The 20294-nt window shown below is 67.3% G+C and carries 18 protein-coding genes and 1 pseudogene; 6 read left to right on the plus strand and 13 right to left on the minus strand.

The genetic code is table 11. The features are described 5' to 3' along the window. Nucleotides 1-18 precede the first annotated feature (18 nt). Both ACTPOE_RS04805 and ACTPOE_RS04810 read right to left on the minus strand, forming a co-directional pair. Nucleotides 19-1047: an amidohydrolase family protein gene (locus ACTPOE_RS04805; RefSeq protein ID WP_458872759.1), complete on the minus strand. Its 1029-nt coding sequence runs from the start codon at nucleotides 1045-1047 to the stop codon at nucleotides 19-21. A 59-nt stretch (nucleotides 1048-1106) separates the two neighbouring features. Then, the gene (locus ACTPOE_RS04810) at nucleotides 1107-2243 is read right to left on the minus strand and encodes a 4-oxalomesaconate tautomerase (RefSeq protein WP_458872760.1); all 1137 of its coding nucleotides are present in this window, start codon (nucleotides 2241-2243) and stop codon (nucleotides 1107-1109) included. A gap of 153 nt (nucleotides 2244-2396) precedes the next feature. Between ACTPOE_RS04810 and ACTPOE_RS04815 the strand changes: the two genes are divergently transcribed. The 3 genes and pseudogenes from ACTPOE_RS04815 to ACTPOE_RS04825 all read left to right on the plus strand — a co-directional run. Further along, nucleotides 2397-3311: a LysR family transcriptional regulator gene (locus tag ACTPOE_RS04815; protein WP_458871084.1), complete on the plus strand. Its 915-nt coding sequence runs from the start codon at nucleotides 2397-2399 to the stop codon at nucleotides 3309-3311. A gap of 169 nt (nucleotides 3312-3480) precedes the next feature. Continuing rightward, the gene (gene fic / locus ACTPOE_RS04820) at nucleotides 3481-4599 is read left to right on the plus strand and encodes a protein adenylyltransferase Fic (RefSeq protein ID WP_458871085.1); all 1119 of its coding nucleotides are present in this window, start codon (nucleotides 3481-3483) and stop codon (nucleotides 4597-4599) included. Between the two features lie 24 nt (nucleotides 4600-4623). Then, nucleotides 4624-4955 (plus strand): annotated as a pseudogene (locus tag ACTPOE_RS04825) (integrase core domain-containing protein); the annotation flags it as partial. Between the two features lie 391 nt (nucleotides 4956-5346). Here the strand turns inward: ACTPOE_RS04825 and ACTPOE_RS04830 are convergent. From ACTPOE_RS04830 to ACTPOE_RS04855, 6 genes are all read right to left on the minus strand, one after another. Beyond that, entirely contained in the window at nucleotides 5347-6240 is an 894-nt protein-coding gene (locus tag ACTPOE_RS04830; RefSeq protein ID WP_458871086.1) for an NAD(P)-dependent oxidoreductase, read from the minus strand. Nucleotides 6241-6311: 71 nt separating this feature from the next. After that, nucleotides 6312-7319: an aldo/keto reductase gene (locus tag ACTPOE_RS04835; protein WP_458871087.1), complete on the minus strand. Its 1008-nt coding sequence runs from the start codon at nucleotides 7317-7319 to the stop codon at nucleotides 6312-6314. A gap of 98 nt (nucleotides 7320-7417) precedes the next feature. After that, nucleotides 7418-8587, minus strand: coding sequence for an ABC transporter substrate-binding protein (locus ACTPOE_RS04840; protein WP_458871088.1), 1170 nt, complete (start codon nucleotides 8585-8587; stop codon nucleotides 7418-7420). 50 nt (nucleotides 8588-8637) lie between these two features. Then, a complete protein-coding gene (locus ACTPOE_RS04845; RefSeq protein ID WP_458871089.1) occupies nucleotides 8638-9612 on the minus strand; it encodes a PDR/VanB family oxidoreductase in 975 nt (324 codons plus the stop codon). Nucleotides 9613-9663: 51 nt separating this feature from the next. Beyond that, nucleotides 9664-10698: an aromatic ring-hydroxylating dioxygenase subunit alpha gene (locus ACTPOE_RS04850; protein ID WP_458871090.1), complete on the minus strand. Its 1035-nt coding sequence runs from the start codon at nucleotides 10696-10698 to the stop codon at nucleotides 9664-9666. Between the two features lie 128 nt (nucleotides 10699-10826). Further along, entirely contained in the window at nucleotides 10827-11345 is a 519-nt protein-coding gene (locus ACTPOE_RS04855; protein WP_458872761.1) for a MarR family winged helix-turn-helix transcriptional regulator, read from the minus strand. A gap of 203 nt (nucleotides 11346-11548) precedes the next feature. On the opposite strand from ACTPOE_RS04855, the gene ACTPOE_RS04860 reads away from it, so the two are divergent. After that, a complete protein-coding gene (locus ACTPOE_RS04860; RefSeq protein WP_458871091.1) occupies nucleotides 11549-12268 on the plus strand; it encodes an alpha/beta fold hydrolase in 720 nt (239 codons plus the stop codon). A 17-nt stretch (nucleotides 12269-12285) separates the two neighbouring features. Here ACTPOE_RS04860 and ACTPOE_RS04865 read toward each other — a convergent pair whose 3' ends face one another. Together ACTPOE_RS04865 and ACTPOE_RS04870 are read right to left on the minus strand one after the other, a co-directional pair. Then, nucleotides 12286-13137, minus strand: coding sequence for a class III extradiol dioxygenase family protein (locus ACTPOE_RS04865; RefSeq protein ID WP_458871092.1), 852 nt, complete (start codon nucleotides 13135-13137; stop codon nucleotides 12286-12288). A 2-nt stretch (nucleotides 13138-13139) separates the two neighbouring features. After that, on the minus strand, nucleotides 13140-13499 hold the full coding sequence (locus ACTPOE_RS04870; protein ID WP_458871093.1) for a protocatechuate 4,5-dioxygenase subunit alpha: 360 nt from the start codon (nucleotides 13497-13499) through the stop codon (nucleotides 13140-13142). Between the two features lie 153 nt (nucleotides 13500-13652). Here ACTPOE_RS04870 and ACTPOE_RS04875 point away from each other — a divergent pair, with 153 nt between their 5' ends. Next, nucleotides 13653-14582 (plus strand): helix-turn-helix domain-containing protein, encoded by a 930-nt coding sequence (locus tag ACTPOE_RS04875; RefSeq protein WP_458871094.1) that lies wholly within the window; start codon nucleotides 13653-13655, stop codon nucleotides 14580-14582. Nucleotides 14583-14644: 62 nt separating this feature from the next. Here ACTPOE_RS04875 and pobA read toward each other — a convergent pair whose 3' ends face one another. Next, entirely contained in the window at nucleotides 14645-15826 is a 1182-nt protein-coding gene (gene pobA, locus ACTPOE_RS04880; protein WP_458872762.1) for a 4-hydroxybenzoate 3-monooxygenase, read from the minus strand. A gap of 170 nt (nucleotides 15827-15996) precedes the next feature. On the opposite strand from pobA, the gene ACTPOE_RS04885 reads away from it, so the two are divergent. Further along, on the plus strand, nucleotides 15997-16959 hold the full coding sequence (locus ACTPOE_RS04885) for a helix-turn-helix domain-containing protein (protein ID WP_458871095.1): 963 nt from the start codon (nucleotides 15997-15999) through the stop codon (nucleotides 16957-16959). Here the strand turns inward: ACTPOE_RS04885 and ACTPOE_RS04890 are convergent. Both ACTPOE_RS04890 and ACTPOE_RS04895 read right to left on the minus strand, forming a co-directional pair. Beyond that, the gene (locus tag ACTPOE_RS04890) at nucleotides 16905-18293 is read right to left on the minus strand and encodes a sigma-54-dependent transcriptional regulator (RefSeq protein ID WP_458871096.1); all 1389 of its coding nucleotides are present in this window, start codon (nucleotides 18291-18293) and stop codon (nucleotides 16905-16907) included. The two genes, ACTPOE_RS04885 and ACTPOE_RS04890, sit on opposite strands and share 55 nt — an antisense overlap. After that, complete coding sequence (locus ACTPOE_RS04895) at nucleotides 18290-20164, minus strand: sensor histidine kinase (protein WP_458871097.1); 1875 nt, start codon at nucleotides 20162-20164, stop codon at nucleotides 18290-18292. The genes ACTPOE_RS04890 and ACTPOE_RS04895 overlap by 4 nt, the downstream gene beginning before the upstream one ends. Nucleotides 20165-20294 lie beyond the last annotated feature (130 nt).

Consider the following 20294-nt stretch of genomic DNA (forward strand, 5'->3'; position numbering starts at 1 on the left):
CCGTATTTCTCCTGGGAGTTACAGGCCCTTGGCCTTCAGGGCGGCGTCCAGGCGCGGATACACGCGGCGCGCATTGCCCTCGTAGATCTGGAAGCGGTCGGCGTCGCTGAGCGTCGCGGCGGCTTCGATGTAGCGTTTCGTGTCGTCGAAATGATGGCCGGTCTCGGGGTCGATGCCGCGCACCGCGCCGATCATTTCAGAGGCGAACAGCACGTTCTTGACCGGGATCACCTTGGTCAGCAGGTCGATGCCCGGCTGGTGGTAGACGCAGGTGTCGAAGAACACGTTGTTCAACAGGTGTTCGTCCAGCAGGGGCTTTTTCAGCGCCTGGGCCAGGCCGCGGAAACGGCCCCAGTGATACGGCGCGGCGCCGCCGCCGTGCGGGATCACGAAGCGCAAAGTCGGGAAATCCTTGAACAGGTCCGAGGTCAGGCACTGCATGAAGGCCGTGGTGTCGGCGTTCAAATAGTGGGAACCCGTGGTATGGAAGCACGGATTGCAACTGGTGGACACGTGGACCATCGCCGGGATGTCGTATTCGACCATCTTTTCATAGATGGGATACCAGGAACGGTCCGACAATGGCGGCGAAGTCCAGTGGCCACCGGAAGGATCCGGGTTCAGGTTGATCCCGACCGCGCCGTATTCCCGGACGCACTTTTCCAGTTCCGGGATGCAGGTGGCCGGATCGACGCCGGGCGACTGCGGCAGCATGGCGGCCGTGACGAAATGGTCGGGAAACAGCGTCGAGACCCGATGACAGAGCTCGTTGCAGATCGCCGCCCAGGTGCTGGACACCTGGAAGTCCCCGATGTGATGCGCCATGAAGCTGGCGCGCGGCGAGAAGATCGTCAGGTCGGAGCCGCGCTCGCGCATCAGGCGCAACTGGTTGGTTTCGATGCTTTCGCGCAGCTCATCGTCGCCGATGCGCAGGTCCGAGGGGCTGGGCCGCTGCGCGGGATCCCGGATGCCCGCGATCTGCCGGTCGCGCCAGTCGGCCAGCGCCTGGGGCGCCGTCGTGTAGTGGCCGTGGCAATCGATGATCAGGGGTTTTCTGCTCATGTCGTACGATTCCTTTTCTATATGTAGCGCCGTGTCCGGGGGGATCAGCGCGCCTGGGGCCAGGCCGCGGCCGGCACCATCACTTCTCCGCGCATGATGAGCCGCGCGGTTCGCAGCAACGCCGCGCGCGCAACCTTCTGGGGATCCTGGGGGTCGAGTTCCAGTTCGACCGTGAATTCGCCGCTGGGATGCTCGATCGACACGGCTTTGCGCGCGCCGTCGGGCAGGCGCGCCAGGTCGTGCGGCACGGAGCCTTCCAGGACGCAGGCCGTGCCCACCGTCACCGCCGCCAGCACGCCGATGGCCTCGTGACAGACGTGGGGGATGAAGCTGCGGGTATCGATCGCTCCACCTTGCCGGGGGGCGGACACCAGGGTCATCTTGGGGTAGTTGCGCGCGGATACGTCCCCCAGGCCCATCAGTTCGCCCGTGCGCAGCCGCAGGGCCTCGATGCGGGCCTTGAGAGCCTGGTCGGCGTTCAGCTCGGCCGGGGTTTCATGCCCCGTGCAGCCCACGTCGCCGGCCCGGAACAGCACCAGCGGCATACCGTTGTCGATGCAGGTGACCTCGATCTCGAAGGCCTCGAAATCCGCGCCGGCCGGGGGCTCGACGCGCACGAGATCGCGCACGCGGCCGGTGGGCAGCAGCCCCGCGCACACCGAACCGGCCGTATCCAGGAAATTGATCGTGATCGGCGCCGACTGGCCGGGCACGCCGTCGATGCGCGCCTCGCCTTCGTAGGACACCCGGCGGCCCTCCGGCGCCATCGGGGTGAGGACGGTGATGTCGCATTGCATGCCGGTGTTGCGGGTCAGCACGCGGGCGGTCGTCGTGTCGTCCCGCGCCTGGATCAGGCCGCGCTCCAGCGCGAACGGCACGACCGCCGCCAGCATGTTGCCGCAATTGGCCGTCGTGTCGACGGTGTCGCGGTCGGGCTGCAGCTGCGCGAACAGGAATTCCAGGTCCACGCCCGGCGTCGTGCCGGGCCGCACGATGCCGACCTTGCTGGTGAGCGGATGGGCGCCGCCCAGGCCGTCGATCTGGCGCCGGTCCGGCGAACCCATGACCGCCAGCAGCACCCGGTCGCGCGCCGCCGTGTCCGAGGGCAGATCGGATTCCAGGAAGAATGGTCCGCGCGACGTGCCGCCACGCATGAACAAGGCCGGAACGGGTTTCTGCATCATGTCACCACACTGTGCTCGATGAGGCTCATTATGGGCGCGCACCGATCGATACATAAGGACATACGTCCACTATCAGCTATGCCGAAATGATATGATTCATACGGTGCAATACCGTATTCAAGGGTAAACCCTTAGCCAGAACCCGAGGCCATGGATCTCAAGCAATTGGAATACTTCATGCGCGTCGCCGAGCTGGGCAGTTTCACCCAGGCCTCGCACGCGCTGAACATCGCCCAGCCGGCCCTCAGCCGGCAGGTCCGCATGCTGGAGGTCGAGCTGCGCCAGAACCTGCTGAACCGCAACGGGCGCGGCGTCACCACCACCGAGGCCGGCAAGCTGCTGCTGGAACACTGCCGGGGCATCCTGCACCAGGTCGAGCGCGCCAAGGAGGACATGGGCCGCGTGCAGGGCGCGCTGGCCGGCCGGGTGGCACTGGGCATCGCGCCCAGCGCCTCGAAGATGATGACAGTGGAACTGACGCGGCAATTCCGCAAGCGGCTGCCGAACGCCAGTCTGTCGATCAGCGAGGGCCTGTCCCTGGTGATGCAGGAATGGCTGCTGGCGGGCCGCCTGGACATCGCCCTGATGTACAACCCCTCGCCCTCGGCCGACCTGGACCTGTCGCCGCTGACCAGCGAACGGCTGTACCTCGTCGGCACCCGGGGGCCGCACCCGTCGGACCAGCCGCTGCCGCTGCATGCGCTGGTCAACATCCCCCTGATCATCCCGAACCGGCCGCACACGATCCGCATGCTGCTGGAATCCGAGATGGCGCTCATCGGCGCCCGCCCGAACATCCGCCTGGAAATCGACAGCGTCCAGGCGATCCTGGACCTGGTGGCCGACGGCACGGGCTACGCCATCCTGACGGAACACGCCGTCCTGACCTCGGCCCAGCCGGACCGCTACCACATCCGGCCCATCACCCAGCCCGAACTGCGCAGCCGCCTGTACCTGGCGACGGCGGCGGGCCGGATCACGACCCTGACGCAGAAGGCGATGCTGGAGCTGATCCGCACTACGGTGCGGCAGGTCTATCCGCCGGCCATGACGCGTCCCGCCTGATGGCGTGGCGACCTCAAACGCTCGCGACACGCTGTCCCGGTCATGCCGTTGCAAACGGCATGAACTCGGAACATGTTCTCGTTTCCGCAAAATTAAAACACGTGTTCTTGACGTGTCGTCGACGGCGACATAAGCTGTGGACGTGTCGATAAAGCATGATTTTTGCATCATGACCAATGCCGCCCTCGCCTGGCACCCCGAGCAGCCCCACAATCTGTTGCCCTTACTCCCCCCATCGCACGAACTGGAAAGCAGGACGGTGCTCAAAGCCTGCATCGAAGCGCGCGCGGCATTGGCTGAACTCAAGCAAGCCGCCGAACTCATCCCCAATCAGGCGATGCTGATCAACACGATCCCGCTGCTGGAGGCCAAAGACAGTTCGGAAATCGAAAACATCGTCACCACGACCGACAAGCTGTTCCAGCACGCGCAGAGCCACGACAACGCCGATCCCGCCACCAAAGAGGCGCTCCGCTACCGCACCGCGCTGCACCAAGGCTTCCAGTCGCTCAAGGCGCGGCCGCTCTGCACCGCCACTGCCGTGAACATCTGCCGCACCCTGAAAGGGGTGGACATGAACATTCGCCGCACGCCGGGCACCCAGCTCGCCAACGACCGCTCCGGCGAAGTGATCTACACTCCGCCCGAAGGCGAAGCCTGCTTGCGCGACCTGCTCGCCAATTGGGAACGCTTCCTGCACGAGCAGACCACGCTGGACCCTTTGGTCCGCATGGCGGTGGGCCATTATCAATTCGAAGCCATTCACCCCTTCACCGATGGCAACGGCCGCACGGGCCGGGTGCTCAACATCCTCTACCTGATCCAGGAGGAATTGCTGAACCTGCCCATCCTGTATCTCAGCCGCCATATCATCGCGCACAAGGCCGACTACTACCGCTTGCTGCTCAGTGTCACGCGAGACGAAGCCTGGGAACCCTGGCTGCTGTTCATGCTGCGGGCCGTGACCGACACGTCCCGCTGGACTACCGGCAAGATCGCCGCCATCCGCGCGCTGGCCGAACACACCACCGAACACGTGCGCACACGCCTGCCCAAGATCTACACGCGCGAATTGGTGGACGTCATCTTTGAACAGCCCTATTGCCGCATCGGCAACCTGGTGGACAAAGGCATTGCCCAACGCCAGGCCGCTTCACGCTACCTGCACGACCTGACTGCCCTGGGCGTGTTGCGCGAAATGCCATTTGGCAAAGAAAAGCTCTTCATCCACCCAAAGCTGATGCAACTGCTCAGCCGGGACAACAACCAATTCCAGGCTTATTCCTGAACGTGACAAGCAGCTGATGGGCTGCTGATACATTACTCCAATAGGGGCCCTCAATACATGTCGATTCGTTATTCCGAGCGGCTGGGCGAGGCGGGCATCAAGCCGTCTGTAGGTAGTACGGGCGACGACTACGACAATGCACTGGCCGAGGCCATCAACGACTTGTACAAAGCCGAGGTCATCCACAACCGCCCCCCTTGGAAGACCAAGGCAGCCGTCGAGTTGGCAACGTTGGAATGGGTGTCCCGGTTCAACCACCAGCGGCTGCAGGAATCCAACGGTGATATTCCGCCAGTTGAAGTTGAACAAAACGGTACTATCAAGAACCCGCAGCACCGGCTGTCGAGGCTGTTTGACTTTAACCAAACAGCCTCCACGATTCCGGCGGGGGGCTCCCCCGGTTGTACATGCATGAAACGGGTGCTTATTAGCACCGGTGAATCACGACAGATATAGTGGGCAATCGGAACCTCCCAGGTGGAGGCGCGTTCGACAACCTGTAGTTTCATGAGTTGTGCGCCATTGTTATCAAGCATGAGGGCTTGTCCCGCATCCTGGGCATCGACTTATCGTCAGATGTCGGTAATGGCATAGCCAGTTTTGATTCTTCCCGTGCCTTCGGTGCTCTGTGGGCGCTCACTGAGCTCTGGAAGCAGCTAGGGTCGGACCGACCCGCAAAACCTGATCGATATGATTTTCAGAGAATTATCAGAAAAAATCATCGGTAGGCACTGGCGACGATACGGCCTAATCCCGCGCCTGAGCGATCAGCCTGTCCGCATAGGCCTGCCAGCCTCCCGCCGCCTCGACGTCCGCGAACAAGCCTTGGGCAGCCAGTCCGGCGACCCAGTCCTGCTTCTCGGCGGTCGCGGCGGCCATCCAGGGCTCGAAGCCGGCCTCGCGCACGGTGTTGGCGACCTCGCGCATTTCCTCGGCGCGGCGGCGTCCGTGCTGCACGACGCGGCTGTAGAAGTAGCGGCCCTGCTCCGTCCAGTCGATCGACGGGAACGTTTCCTGCAGCGTGGGCAGCACGTAGTCCTCGACGCCGTAGGCGCGCGCGGCCGTGTAGCTTTCGATCACCAGGGCCTCCAGGCCCTTGATCATCACGCTGCGGCACATCTTGATCGCCGAGGCCACACCCAATTCCGGCGACACGGCGGTAGTGTCCATGCCGAAGGCGCGCAGCCGTTCGGCAAGGGCCTCGGCGTGCGGCCCGCCCAGCAGCATCGGTACCCGGATGCCGTAGGGCGGCACCGAAGTCATCACCCCCGCCTCGACGTAGCGTCCGCCCGCGGCCTCGACCAGCGAGGCGGCTTCGCGCTTGGCTCCGGGCGAGGCGGAATTCAGGTCCAGGAAGATAGTGCCCGGCCGCAGGTGCGCGGCCGCCTCGCGCGCCACCGCTACGGTGTTCGAGGCAGTGACGGCGGAAATCACCAGATCACTGGCCGCGCACAGCGCCGCCGCCGAATCGCACAGGGCGACGCCGTCGCGCGCCGCGCGCTCGCGCAGCGCCACCGCCGAGGCCGCGTCGGCCAGCTTGAGATCCCAGGCGTGGACGCTGTCCGCCTGCGCATTCAGGCCGGCGCAGAAAATGCCGCCGACTTCGCCATAGCCGATCAAACCCAGTCGAGTGCCTTGCATCGCTTTCGAAGCTCCATTCAATGATGCCGATTCAAGCGCGACCCGGCGCGGAGACGGGCCGCGAGGCGCCCTCAGGACGCCGGAAACTGTTCCGTGTCGACTTCCGTCTGCGTGGCGGCGCCATAGCGCTCGCCCGCGACCCGGCCGCGATCGAACAGCCGCGCCAATGCCTCGCAGGCCGCCGCATCCAGCCGCACGCCGGCCGCCCCGAGGTTTTCCTCCAGGTGCGCCAGCCGGGTCGTCCCGGGGATGGGGATGACGTGCTCGCCCTGGTGCAGCAGCCAGGCCAGCGCGAGCTGACCCGGCGTGCAGCCATGGTCCCGTGCCATGCGCCGCAGCGGTGCCAGCAGCGTCTGGTTGTGCGCGTAGGTCCCGGGCTGGAAACGCGGCATGCGCCGCCGCAGGTCCGCGTCGTCCAGCGCCGCCACGTCGGGCAGGTCGTCAGCCAGGAAGGCGCGGGCCAGCGGACTGAAAGCCACCACCGCCGCGCCCAGTTCGCGGCAGGCGTCCAGAACGGCGATCTCGACCTCGCGCGACCACAGGGAATATTCGCTCTGAACGGCGGCGATCGGATGCACGGCGTGCGCCCGCCGCAGCGTGGCGGCGGAGACCTCGGACAGGCCGATGGCGCGGATCTTGCCCGTGCGGACCAGGTCCGCCAGGGCGCCCACGCTGTCCTCGATGGGCACGGATTTGTCCCAGCGGTGCAGGTAGTACAGGTCGATCACGTCGGTGCGCAGGCGGCGCAGGGAATCCTCGCAGGTCCGGCGCAGGGTCTCGGGCCGGCCGTCGATGCGGCGTTGGCCGTTCTCGCGGAAGATCCCGCATTTGCTAGCCAGCATGAAGCGGCCGCGATGCGGGGCCAGCACCCGGCCCAGGAGTTCCTCGTTGTGGCCGAAGCCGTAGAGGGCCGCCGTATCGAACAGCGTCACCCCCCGGTCCAGCGCCCCCAGCAGCAGCGCCTCGGCATCGGCCGGGGCGACCGCCGGGCCGTAGCCATGGCTCAGGCCCATGCAGCCCAGGCCGATGGGAAAGACCTGGAAACCGGCCAGCGAGCGCATCGTCGTTTTCGTCGTCATAGTGACCCGATTATCTCCATAAACGGGACGGCCCGGTAAGACCGGGCGCGTCACTAGCAGCTATGCCGGATTGCGATGGAAGCCGCGCGCGGCCCCGGTCATTGTTTGCCCGGATCCTTGACTGCCTGGACCGTGGCGAATTCCACATTCTGCAACACGCCGTCCACCTTCTCGACCTTGCGGATGTAGACGTTCTGGACGATGTCGCGGGTCTGCGGGTCGATCTCCACCGGACCGCGCGGGCTGGTCCATTTCAGACCCTTGACCGCCGCGATGAAGGCGTCGCCGCCGGCGTCGCCCTGGGTCTTCTCCAGGGCTTCGCGGATCAGGCGCATGCCGTCGTAGGCCGCCACCGCCACCATATTGGGCCGCGTGCCGGGATAGGCCTGAGCATAGGCCTTGACGAAGGCCGCGTTTTCCGGCGAATCGTGCGCCTGGGAATAGTGGAACGAGGTGATCATGCCCAGGGCGTTGTCGCCCATGGCCGCGAGCACGTCCTCGGTGACCACGTCGCCGGTGGCCAGCAGCCGGATGCCCGCGTCGGCCAGGGCGCGTTCCTTGTAGCTCTTGGCGAAGGCGACCCCTTGTTCGCCGTTGGGCACGAACAGGAAGATCGCATCAGGCCCGGCGTCCTTGATCTTCTGCAGGAACGGCGCGAAGTCCGGGCTGGTGAGCGGCGTGTGGACTTCGCCCACCACCTCGCCGCCCGCGGCGGTGAAGGTCTTCTTGAACTGGGCCGCCGCGTCGTGGCCGGGACCGTAGTCGGCCACGGCGACGTACACTTTGTGGATGCCGTTGGCCGCCGCCCAGCTCGCCATCGGGGCGGCCACCTGCGGCAGGGTCATGGACGTGCGCACGATGTAGGGCGACTTCTCGGTGATCGAGGACGTGGCCGCGTTCAGCACCACCATCGGCACCTTGGCCTCGGTCGCCAGGGGCGCGACAGAAAACGCGCCCGGCGTCAGGCCGAAACCGGCCAGGATCTCGGCCTTGTCCTGGATCAGCAGGGTTTGCGCCTGGCGCTTGCTGATCGATGGCGACACGCCGGTGTCGTCCTTCTCGATCAGCACGATCCGGCGGCCCGCCACCGTGTCGCCGTGCTCTTTCAGATAGAGCTTCGCGCCGTTCACCATCTGCTGCCCGGTCGAGGCGAACGGCCCCGACAGCGGCAGGATCATGCCGACCTTCAGGTCCTGGGCCTGGGCCGCGCCCAGCCCTCCGGCCGCGAAGACGCAGGCGGCCAGCAGCTTACCGATCGTATGCTTCACGGTTGTCTCCTTGTCTTGTCATCATGAAATGCGTGAAATGAAGGTGCCGGCTACAGATCCAGTACCAGCATGGGAGTCCGGGCGCGCGAGCAGCACGGCGTGAACTGGTCGTTGGCCGCGTGCTCGGCGTCCGTGAGATAGCTGTCGCGGTGGTCCGGCACGCCTTCGCACACGCCCGTCAGGCAGGTGCCGCAGATGCCCTCCTCGCAGGACACTGGAATGAATACGCCCTGCCGGTCCAGGGCCGAGGTGATGGTCTCGCCGGCCGGGATGTCGAAGACTTCGCCGGTGCTGGCCAGCTTGACCTGGAAGGCCACGTCTCCCTCGACCGGCGCCGAGGGATGCTCGTCCTCGCCGACGGCGAAGCGCTCGAAGTGGATGCGCGCCTCGTCCACGCCGGCCGCGCGCGCCTGGCCGAGGATGAAGTCGATATACCCCGACGGCCCGCAGACGTAGACGTGGGTCCGCTCGCCGGCCGCCGCCAGAACGGCCCGCGCGTCCAGGGCTGTCTCCGGCTCGTCGTCGAAATGCGCCTGGGTATGCTCCGCCAGGGCGGGCCCCAGGATCTCGTCCAGGAAGGCGGCGCGGACGCGGGAACGGCAGCTGTAGTGCAGGTCGAAAGCGGCGTCCGTCGCCAGCAGACGGCGCGCCATGCACAGCAGCGGCGTGATCCCGATCCCGCCGGCGAACAGCAGGCTGCGCTCCGCCGGCACCAGCGGGAAGCGGTTGCGCGGCGCGCTGATGCGCAGCAGATCCCCCACGCGCACCAGGTCGTGCACGGCCGCCGAGCCCCCTCGCGACCGCGGCTCGCGCAACACGCCGATCAGGAAGTGGGACCGCTGCAGGCAATCGTTGAGCAGGGAGTACTGGCGGATGAAGCCGCCCGGCAGATGCACGTCGATGTGCGCGCCGGGCGAGAATTCCGGCAGCGGGCCGCCGTCGGGGTCCACCAGTTCGAGGCTGACGACGTCCTGGGCCGCCTGATGCTTGCCGGCGACCCGCACGGACAGGGATTCGGTGATCATGTCTTTCTCTTTCCAATCGTCCGGCGAACAGGCCGGACTTTCATAAAGCGCTCAGGCGGCCGCGGCTTCGGCTTGGACCAGGTCGTCCAGGACGCGACGCGCCCGCACGCCGCCGGCATCGATGTTCAAGGCCAGCAGCCGGCGGCCGGGAAAATTGCGCTGGTTGCGCTGCTGCGCCTCCAGCACGGCCAGATCCTGGCTGAAGATCCTGCCCTGCCCCTCGCGGATCGCATCGGTCAGGGCGTTGTCGTCGGGTTGGAAGTGGCGGGCCATGCCCCAGAAATACCAGTGCGAGGATTCGGTCTCGGGTGTCATGAAGTCCACCACGATCGCCGCCACCTTGTCGCGAGGATCGGCGTCGAAGCCGCCCTTGCCCGCCAGCGCCACGCCCACGTCGATCAGCACGTGGCCTGGCGCGGTGAACCGCGACATCTGCCAACGGTCGACCGGCGCCTGGTCGTCCAGGCCGTGGGCCCGCATGGCGGCCTGCCAGAAGGGCGGCGCGACGATGCCTTGCATGACGCGGCTGGTGACGACACGATCGCCCTCGACCCGGGTCTCGACCGGCGCCTCGTCGATCTCGCCTTGGCCGATGCTGTCGGCGTGCACATAGGCCTCGTGGGTCAGGTCCATCAGATTGTCGATCATCAGCCGGTAATCGCAGCCGATATGATAAAGCCCGCCGCCATACGCCCATTCCGGATGCTCGGCCCAGAACAGATCGGGAATGGCCGCCTCGTCGGCGCGTTCGGGATCGCCCGGCCAGATCCAGATAAAGCCATGCCGCTCCACCACCGGATAGCTGCGGATACAGGGGAACCCGCCCACCCGCTGCTTGGGCATGGAGACGGCCTTGCCGTCGCAGCCCATGACCAGGCCGTGATAGCCGCACATCAGATTGCCGTCCACGACCGCGCCCAGCGACAGCGCCGCGCCGCGGTGGGGACAGAAATCCTCCAGCGCCGCGACCCTGCCTTCAGCACCCCGGTAGAACGCGACGGGCTGGCCGCAGATCGTGCGGCCCAGGGGTTTGTCCGCGATTTCGTCGGGCGTGCAGGCCACGTACCAGGCATTCTTGGGAAACATCGTCAACCTCCCGGCGGGTCGCCCGGCGATCGCGCGGCCCGATGTATCGTTCAAAGGAATATTCAGTACACTGAACATTTAGGGATATCCTATTTTCTCGGACGACGATGCCATATCGGTGCTTACCCTTAGGCCCTGCTGGAAGCAGGGTCTTCAGCGGGACTCTCGGCGCTTCCGAACCGCGCCGCCGTCAGTGGTGCCCGGCTCTGGTGATTGTTCACGTCCACCAGTTTCTGCAGCAGTTCCATGAACCGGGCTTCTTCCCGGGGCGAGAATTTTTCGAAGATGCGCCGGTGCAGCCGGCCGATGGCGTCGTTGAGTTCCAGCAACAGATCCCGCCCCTGATCGGTCAGCGTCAGGATCCGCTGGCGGCGGTTCGCCGGGTCCACCCGCCGGGACAGCAGACCCTTTTCCTCCAGCCGCGTCGCCACGCTGGCCGCCGTGGACGTATCGATGGCCGCCAGCCCCGCCACGGACACCTGATCGACCCCGGGATTATCCAGCAGCACGCACAGCACGGCGTACTGCATGGGCGTGACCTGGCTGCCGATCTCGTCGTGGAAGATCGAGGCGGAAATCTGCTGCGCGCGGCGCAGCAGGTGGCCGGGCTGGGTATAAAGGGATTCTCGCAGGATCGTATCGGGCATGCGGACGTCTCGCCGGAGGCCGCCGGGCGCGCGGCCGGAAAAGGACACGGGTGGGCGCAGCCCCCGCGCCTGCTGCTCTTCATTATCGCTCACGGCGCACCGCCCGCCGCCGAGAATGTAAAAAAGCTGGAACGGCGGCTGCGATCCGAGGAGACGAAACTGCCGAAGCAAGCGCCAAGTCTGAGCGAAGAAAGGGAATCACCATGAACGACACATGTCCCACCTTCGTCCTGCTGCACGGTCTGCTGTGCGACGCGGACACCTGGGCCGATTTCATCGGTCCGCTGTCGCGCCTGGGCCACGTCCTGGCCGCCGACCTGAGCGGCATCGACACCCTGCCCCGCGCGGCGCGCGACGTGCTGGCGCGCACCGCGGGGCCGCTGATCGTCGTGGGACATTCGATGGGCGGGCGCGTCGCCCTGGAAATGGCGCGCCAGGCGCCGGGCCGCTGCCGCGCCCTGATCCTGATGAACACGGGCTACCGGGGACCGAGCGAAGGCGAAACCGAAAAACGCATGGCCCTGGTGCGCGCCGCCCGGGCCGGCGGCATCCAGGTCATCGCCGAGGACTGGCTGGACGGCATGATCGCGTCCCGGACCCGGGACGACGCCGTCCTGATGGCCCGGATGCGCACCATGATCCTGCGTTCGACGCCGGATTCCTTCGCCGGCCAGATCCAGGCCCTGATCGACCGGCCCGACGCGACGGAACTGCTGGGTCGGATCGCCTGCCCCGTCCTGTTCATGAGCGGCACCGAGGACCGCTGGAGCCCGCTCGACCGTCACGCGGACATGACGGCCAGGGTACCGGACGCGGCCCTGGTGGCCATCGAGGGGGCCGGCCACATGGCGCCGTTCGAGGCGCCCGCGGCCTGTCTGTCCGCGATCGCCGGCTGGCTGGCGCGGCGGGGGCTGGTGACCTGACCCAACCGGATTTGCGTTTACGCGGGTTCCAGCACCAGCAGCCCGGTGGCCGTGTTGGAGATCGGCACGTGGTAGTGCGCGTGGTGCTGCCTGACCGGCGTGTCGTCCAGGGCGCCGCGCGCCGCCACCCACATCAGCAGCTCGATTCCCTGGGTACCGGTGAGCTCGACCAGTTCGTCGTTGGAATACTGGGTAATCCAGGTCGGATCGGCCACCATGCTTTCCATGAACTGCAGGTCGAAGGACTTGTTGATGAAGCCGGCGCGCGCTCCGTCGAGCTGGTGCGACAGGCCGCCACTGGCGATGACGAGCACGCGCCGGTCATCGTCCCAGGATTCGATCGCGCGGCGCAGCGACTGTCCCAGCCGGTAACAGCGCGAGGCCGAGGGATACGGCGCGAGGACGGTATTGATGCACACCGGCACGATTTCCACCGGCCATTCGCCGGCTTCCTTGCCTTCCGGCCAGAGCAGCGCCAGGGGCAGCGACACCGAGTGGTCGATCAGGGCTTCCTGGCAGGTGGTGATGTCGAATTCATCCTCGACCAGGGTCTCGACGATGTGCCAGGACAGGTCCACGCAGCCGCGCGCGGCCGCCAGCGGCGGAATGCCCCAGCCCTCGTCGGCGTTCCTGTAGACATCCGCGGCGCCCACCGCGAAGGTCGGCATCTTGTCGAGGAAGAAGTTCAGGCCGTGGTCGTTGTGCAGGATGACCACCACGTCCGGGCGCTCGCGCCCCAGCCATTCGCGCGCCTTGCCGTAGGCGTCGAAGAAGGGCTTCCAGTAAGGGTCCTGCTGTTTCTGGCGGGCCAGCGCCCCGCCGATGGCCGGCACGTGCGACGTGCTGATGCTGCCGATGATGCGCGCCATGATCAAGCTCCCGCTGCGATGAGTTTGGCCTGGAAGGCCTCTTTGGTCACGCCCGTCTGCTGGGCGCCGATGTCCTGCATGTCCAGGCCGAAGATCCCGGCCAGCTTGGCCAGGTAGTAGGGGTGTCCCCCGGCGGCGATCATGCGCAGGACCTGGCGGCTGCGGACGGCCTCTTTCTGCGCTTCCGTCAGGTCGTAGCGCGTCATGTAGGCTTCCTCGTCCCGCAGGAAGGCCTCGCGGCACTCGGCCGAGTTGAAGCTGAAGCACATGCGGTTCAGGGCGTAGCCGATGCGGGCCAGGTCGCCGTCGAAGATTACGGTGCCAGGGATTTCCCGCCGGCGCTTGCGTGTGGCTGCTGTCATGGGATGTCTCCTTGTGATCGAAGCCGCCGCGCCGATGTCGCGGCGGGAACGGACAGCCTCATGGTGACGCAGGACGGATCGTTGGAGAATGGACTTTTGATTTTTAAAAATGTACATTTCGCGGATATCGGCACCCAACATCGGGAGGACGCCATGGAGCCCCTCACCCCGGCGCCTCCGGCCCGCGACCACACCGCCATTCCCATCTACAAGCTGTACGGCTACGGCAACGTCTGGACGGCCTCGGACCCGCTCTACTGCGAAACCATCGCGGCCCAGGAGAAATTGCACAATTGGCATGTGGCGGCCCACAAGCACACGGACCTGTTCCAGGTGCTGTTCCTGGAGTCCGGCGAGGTCACGGTGGTGCTGGACGGCCAGGCGAGCACGCTGGGGCCGGGACGGCTGGTCCTGGTGCCGCAGCGGGTGGTCCACGAGTTCATTTTCCGCCCCGGCTCGGGCGGCTACATCCTGACCCTGACCTACGCGCTGCTGCATGGGCTGTGCGCGCGTTTCGGGCTGGCCCTGTGCGCCGCCACCGATCCCGCCGTGCTGGCGCTGGACGCGGACGAGACCGGCCGGCACGCGGCCTTGAGCTTCCACGCGCTGGACCGCGAATACCGCGGCCTGCACAGCCCGCAGCGCGGCCCCCTGCTGGAATCGCTGCTGGCGGGCATCCTGGTCTGGATCCATCGCCAAGGCTATCCGGCCGGCACGGCCGCCACGGGAGCCGATCCCGGCAGCCAGCACCTGGCGCGCTACGCCCGGCTGATCGAGGAGCATCACGCCCGCCGGCATCGGGTGGCCTGGTACGCGCAGCGCATCGGCGTGACGCCCGCCCACCTGAACGCCATCGTCCAGGCCCTGGCGGGCAAGTCGGCGCTGGAGCTGATCCACGAACGGCTGCTGCTGGAAGCCCGCCGCGAACTGATCTACACGCCGCGCACCGTCGGCGCGATCTCCGATTCCCTCGGGTTCGCGGACCCCGGCTATTTCACGCGCTTCTTCAAGCGCCTGGCGGGCATGCCGCCCAAGGACTTCCGTCGCCGGGCGCTGGCGCCAGACGACGGGCCGCCCGGCTGATCCGCCCCTCCCCCGCTCAGCGGGCGCGAACCGCCAGGTCCGGACGGACCGGAGCTCCTGGATCAGACCACCACCGGCTCGTAGGGCAGGCCGACGTAATTTTCCGCGATCGTGGTCAGGCCGGCCCGGGTGCTGGTGTAGTAGTCCTGCTCGGCCTGCTGGATGCGCCGGCTGAAGGCGTCGTCATCGAAAGCATGCAGCAGCATGCTCATCCACCAGGAGAAGCGCTCGGCCTTCCAGATGCGGCGCAGGGCGATTTCCGAGTAGCGGTCCAGCAACTCGGGGCGCCCCTCCAGGCAAGCTCCCCGTAGCGCGTGATAGAGCGTGTACACGTCGCTGGAGGCCAGGTTCAGGCCCTTGGCGCCGGTGGGTGGCACGATGTGCGCGGCGTCGCCCACCAGGAACAGATTGCCGAACTTCATCGGCTCGGCCACGAAGCTGCGCAGCGGCGCGATGCTCTTCTCGATGGAAGGGCCGGTCACCAGCCTGCCCGCGACGTCCTCGGGCAGCCGGGCCGACAGCTCCGTCCAGAAGCGGTCGTCGGACCATTCCTCGACGTGTTCCGCCAGACTGCACTGAATATAGTAGCGGCTGCGCGTGTGCGAGCGCATGCTGCACAGAGCGAACCCGCGCGGATTGTGGACATAGATGAGTTCGTCCTCGACCGGCGGCGTGTCGGACATCAGGCCCAGCCAGCCGAAGGGATACACACGCTCGAATTCCTTGATCCTGTCCTTCGGCGCCGACTTGCGCGACACGCCGTGAAAGCCGTCGCAACCGGCGATATAGTCGCATTCCAGCGTCTTTTTCTGGCCCTGATGGGTGAAGGTGACGCGCGGCCTGCCGTCCAGGAAATCGTGCAGTTGCACGTCCTCGGCCTCGTAGTGGATGGGCGCGCCGCTCGCCTTGCGGGCGTCCATCAGGTCGCGCGTGACTTCCGTCTGCCCATAGACCAGCACCGACTGGCCGGTCAGCCCCTTCATATCGACGTGCTCGCGCCGCCCCTGGAAGGCCAGGGTGAAGCCGTCGTGCACCAGACCCTCGCGGTCCATGCGCTCGGATACGCCGGCCTCGCGCATCAGATCGACGAAACCGTATTCCAGCACGCCGGCGCGAATGCGGCCCAGCACGTATTCGGGCGTATGGCGCTCCAGGATCACATTGTCGATGCCGCAGCGATGCAGCAGCTGACCCAGCAACAACCCCGAGGGGCCCGCGCCGATGATGGCGACTCGCGTCTTGATGTTCATGTTCTCTCCTCTGTTCTCGATAGGCGTGCCCCCTGGCGACCAGGAAGACATGGAAGCGACGGCCCGGGTCGGATCCCGCACTCTCCCGGGTTCCAGGCACGGAACAGATGGTGCGCCATCCCAACCTCTTTTTGAATGGATTTTTGAGGATTAAACTTGCCCGTATGAAATATTTCGACCATGCGCCGATCTTCAAGCTCTACGGTGGCCGGGAAGAATGGTCCCGGGCGGAGCGTGTGCACTGCGAGACCATCGCCTCGCGCAGCCGATTGCACAATTGGCATATCCGGCCCCACCGCCATTCGGGCCTCTACCAGATCCTCTACCTGCACCGGGGCCGGGCGGTCGTCTGCCTGGACGAGACGCGACACGACGTGACCGGCCCGGCGATCGTCGAAGTGCCGCAGGCCTTCGTGCACGGATTCGAGTTCGACGAAGACTGCGCCGGCCACGTCGTGACGATCGCCTACCCTCTGCTGTCGCATCTGGTCCATATTCTGGGGCCACGAGCCGCCCCGCCGGCGCAGCCCGTCATCCACACGCTGGAGCGTGGCGGCGGCACGGGCCTGCGCGACGCCTTCGCGCACCTGAACGCCCATTACCTGTCACAGGATGATTTCCGCGACGCACGGATCGAGGCCTGGCTGACGCTGATCTACGCGCGGCTGCGCAGCCACCGCCTCGACGCGGAACCCGGCGGCCCGCCCCGCGCCCGGGGCCTGGAGCACCACACCCGCTTCGGCGAACTGCTGGAAGCTTCATACGCCGAGCACCACGACGTGGCCTGGTACGCGGAGCGGATGGGCATGACCGCCGCCCACTTGAACGTGATCACCCGAGCCCACGCCGGCAAATCCCCGCTGCAGCTGATCCACGAACGGCTGGCGCTGGAGGCCGGGCGCAGCCTGGTCTACACCTCGATGACCATCGGGGAAATCTCGGACGCGCTGGGATTCTCCGAGCCGGCGCATTTCACGCGCTTCTTCCGCAAGGCGGCCGGGGAATCGCCGCGCGCGTTCCGCCAGCGCGCCTGGGACCAGGGCCGCGTGGCCGCGCGGCCGGGCGGCCGGGATCAGACCCCCGGATCGCTCGCGTCCGCCTCGACCGGGGCGTCGCCGCGCACGTAGGTCCGCCGATCGATACCGTAGCGGCGCAGCTTGTCGTAGAGCGTCTTGCGCGGCAGTCCCAGCGTCTCGAGCGTGCCTCGGATCTCGCCGCCATGCGCGGCCAGGGCCTCGCGAATCAATTCGGCCTCGTAGCGCTCGACACGCTCCGGCAGGCTGCCGGCGTCCCGCGCCGGCACAGCCGGATCCCCGGCCGGCGCCTGCTGCACGCCCAGCGCGCAGCGGTCCGCGAAGTGCGCCAGTTCGCGCACGTTGCCAGGCCAATCGTGGCTCATCAGATGGCGCAACAGCGCGGAATCCATCGGCGGCACCGGGCACCCGAAGCGACGGGCGGCCAGGCCGGCGAAATGGGCGAACAGCACCGGGATGTCCTCGCGACGCTCGCGCAGCGGCGGAATGTTCACCGTCACGACGTTGAGCCGGTAGTACAGATCCTCGCGGAACCGCGCGCGCATGGCCGGCTCACCCAGGTCGGCCTTGGTGGCGGCAATCACCCGCAGGTCCACGGCCCGCTGCTTGTTGGTGCCCAGGGGCGCGACCTGGCGCGTTTCCAGCACCCTCAGCAGCCGCACCTGCATCGCCGGCGACATGCTCTCGATCTCATCGAGGAACAGGGTGCCTCCGTCGGCATGCTCGATGCGGCCCACGCGGCGCTTCTGCGCGCCGGTGAAGGCGCCCGCCTCGTGGCCGAACAACTCGCTCTCGATCACCGATTCGGGCAACGCGCCGCAGTTGATGGCGACAAAGGGCGCGTCCCGCCGGCGACTGAGCCGGTGCAGGACCTGGGCCACGACTTCCTTGCCGCTGCCGGTCTCGCCATGCACCAGCACGTCCACGTCGGCATCGGCCACGTGCCGCAGCAGTTCGCGGATCCGCACGATGGCGGGCGCATCGCCGATCAGCATCGATTCGGCGGCATCCCCTCCGCCCGAGGCCTGCGCCCGCAGCCGGCGGTTCTCCAGGATCAGCCGCCGCTGCGCGGTGCCATGGCGGATGGCGGCCAGCAGCCGCTCGGGCGCATAAGGCTTGGACAGGAAATCGTAGGCACCCTCGCGCATGGCGCCCACCGCCATCTCGATGTCGCCATGGCCGGTGATGAGGATCACGGGAATCTCGGGATCCAGCCGTCGCACGTGCCGGAACAGCGTCAGGCCGTCCATGTCGGCCATGCGCACGTCCGTGACCAGGACGCCGGGGAAAGCATCGGAGAGGATGTCCAGCGCCTCGTATGCGCTCGCGCAGGCCCGCACGGATACGCCCTGGAGATCGAGTGCCTGCGCATTGGCGTCGCGCACGTCCTCGTCGTCGTCGACGAACACCACGTCCATCGGATTCATTCCACGTCCTCCATCGCTTCCAGCGCCACCTCGAACGCCGCACCCTCCGGAACATCGAGCGCCTCCAGCGTGCCGCCGAATTCGGTCAGGATGTCGCGCGAGATCACCAGGCCCAGCCCCACACCCTGCGCCCGGGTGGTGAAGAACGGTGTGAACAGGCGCTCGCGCGCGGCCGGATCGACGCCCGGCCCGTTGTCCTCGATCCGCACCCGGACCCGCCCGCCGCCGCGCTCGACGCTCAGACGGACGCGCGAATGCGCGGTGTCCGCGAGGGCCTCGAGCGCATTGTGCAGCAGATTGACGAAGACCTGTTCCAGCCTCATGGCGTCCGCCCGGACCCGTGGCGACGGCCGTCCGGCGCGCCCATCCTCCAGGCGCACTCCCTGCCGGACCAGGCGCGGCCCGGAGAGCATCAAGGCGCCGTCCAGCGCCGCGTCGAGCTCGACCTCCCCGACGCACGCCGCCCGCTTGCGCGAGAACGCCCGCAGTTCCTGCGTGATGCCGCCGATCCGCTCGGTCAGGCGGGCGATCGCCGACAGGTTCTCCCGCGCGCGGTCGGCCTGACCGCGCCGCAAGAACTCGCCGGCGTTGTCGGCATAGGTCCGGATCGCCCCGACTGGCTGATTGATCTCGTGCGCCACGCCCGCGGCCACCTGTCCCAGCAGCGACAGCTTGTTGGCCTGGACCAGTTCGTCCTGCATTTCATGCAGGCGCGCCTCGGCCCGGCGGCGTTCGTCCATCTCGGCGCGCAGCCGCTCGTTGGCATGCCGCAGTTCGCCGGTGCGCGCACGGACCTCGGCCTCGAGCGCGTCGCGCGCGGCCAGCAGCGCCCGGGCCCGGCGCCGCCGCTGCGCGGCCCACCACCCCGCCATGGACAGGACGGCCAGGGCCAGCAGAGTCAGCGCCTGGGCGGCCAGCGCGGCCTGGGCCAGCGCGGCGGACACGGGCTTGAGCAGGTGCAGGCGCCAGCCGTCCATGCGCGCCACCGGCTGTTCTACGTGCAGGACTTGCGTGCCCTTCTCCAGGCCGGCCGCCGCGCGCGTCAGGCGCAGCAGGGTCGCCGGAAACGGGCCCTGGTCCACCAGCAGCGGGGCCAGGGGCAGCAGATCCAGGGGGGCCGCGCCGAACTGCAGGCTGGCGCGGACCAGTACGGCCTCGACCGGCGACATCGGTCGCGCCACCCGGTAATGCCAGTCCTCCGGGTAGCCCAGCAGCACCACCTGCCGCCCATCGGTCACGAACTGCGGCATGCCGCTGCGGGCCCAGGCGGCTTCCAGGTCCTGGAAGCCGATCTTGAGCACGACCACGCCCAGCGGACCCCGCGCGCCGTCGATCCGGCGCGACAGGTACAGGCCCGCCTCGTGGCTCACCACCCCGAGGGCGAAATGCGCTCCGTCCCGGGTGTCCATGGCATCCTTGAAATACGGCCGGAAACGGTAATCGTGGCCGACGAAAGAGTCCGGTTCGCGCCAGTTGCTGGCCGCCACCGTCCAGCCGGTCGCGTCCAGCACATAGAGGACTGAGGGCCCCAGTTCCCGGCCCAGCGCCTCCAGCCGGCGGCTCAGGTCCTCCAGCGCGCGCGGCGCGGGCGACTCCAGCACGTCCTCCAGGGCCGTATCCTGCGCCAGCACGCGCGGAATGGCGCGAAACTTGTCGAGTTTGTGACCCAGCGCGGTGAGGCTCAGCTGCGCCGCGGCACGAGCCTGCGATTCCAAATCCCGCAGGGCGCGGTCCCGGGCCCAGGCGCCAGCCCCCCAGATCGCGGCCGTCAGCAGGCCGATTCCCGCGATCGCCAGCAGCCAGCGCACCGCCCAGGCGGACGGACGACGCGGCTTGGCGCACGAGGCGGCGGGCGGATTCTGGGGTCGCATGTTCGGCGTGGCGGAATTTCAGACATTCTACCGCATGGGTGTGCGAAATTCCGCCACATCAGGTCCCGACAACTGGCGTCAGGCATCCGGCAGCGATGAAAAATAACTTTGATATCAAACGGATACATCG

This window comes from Castellaniella sp. WN (assembly GCF_054457555.1).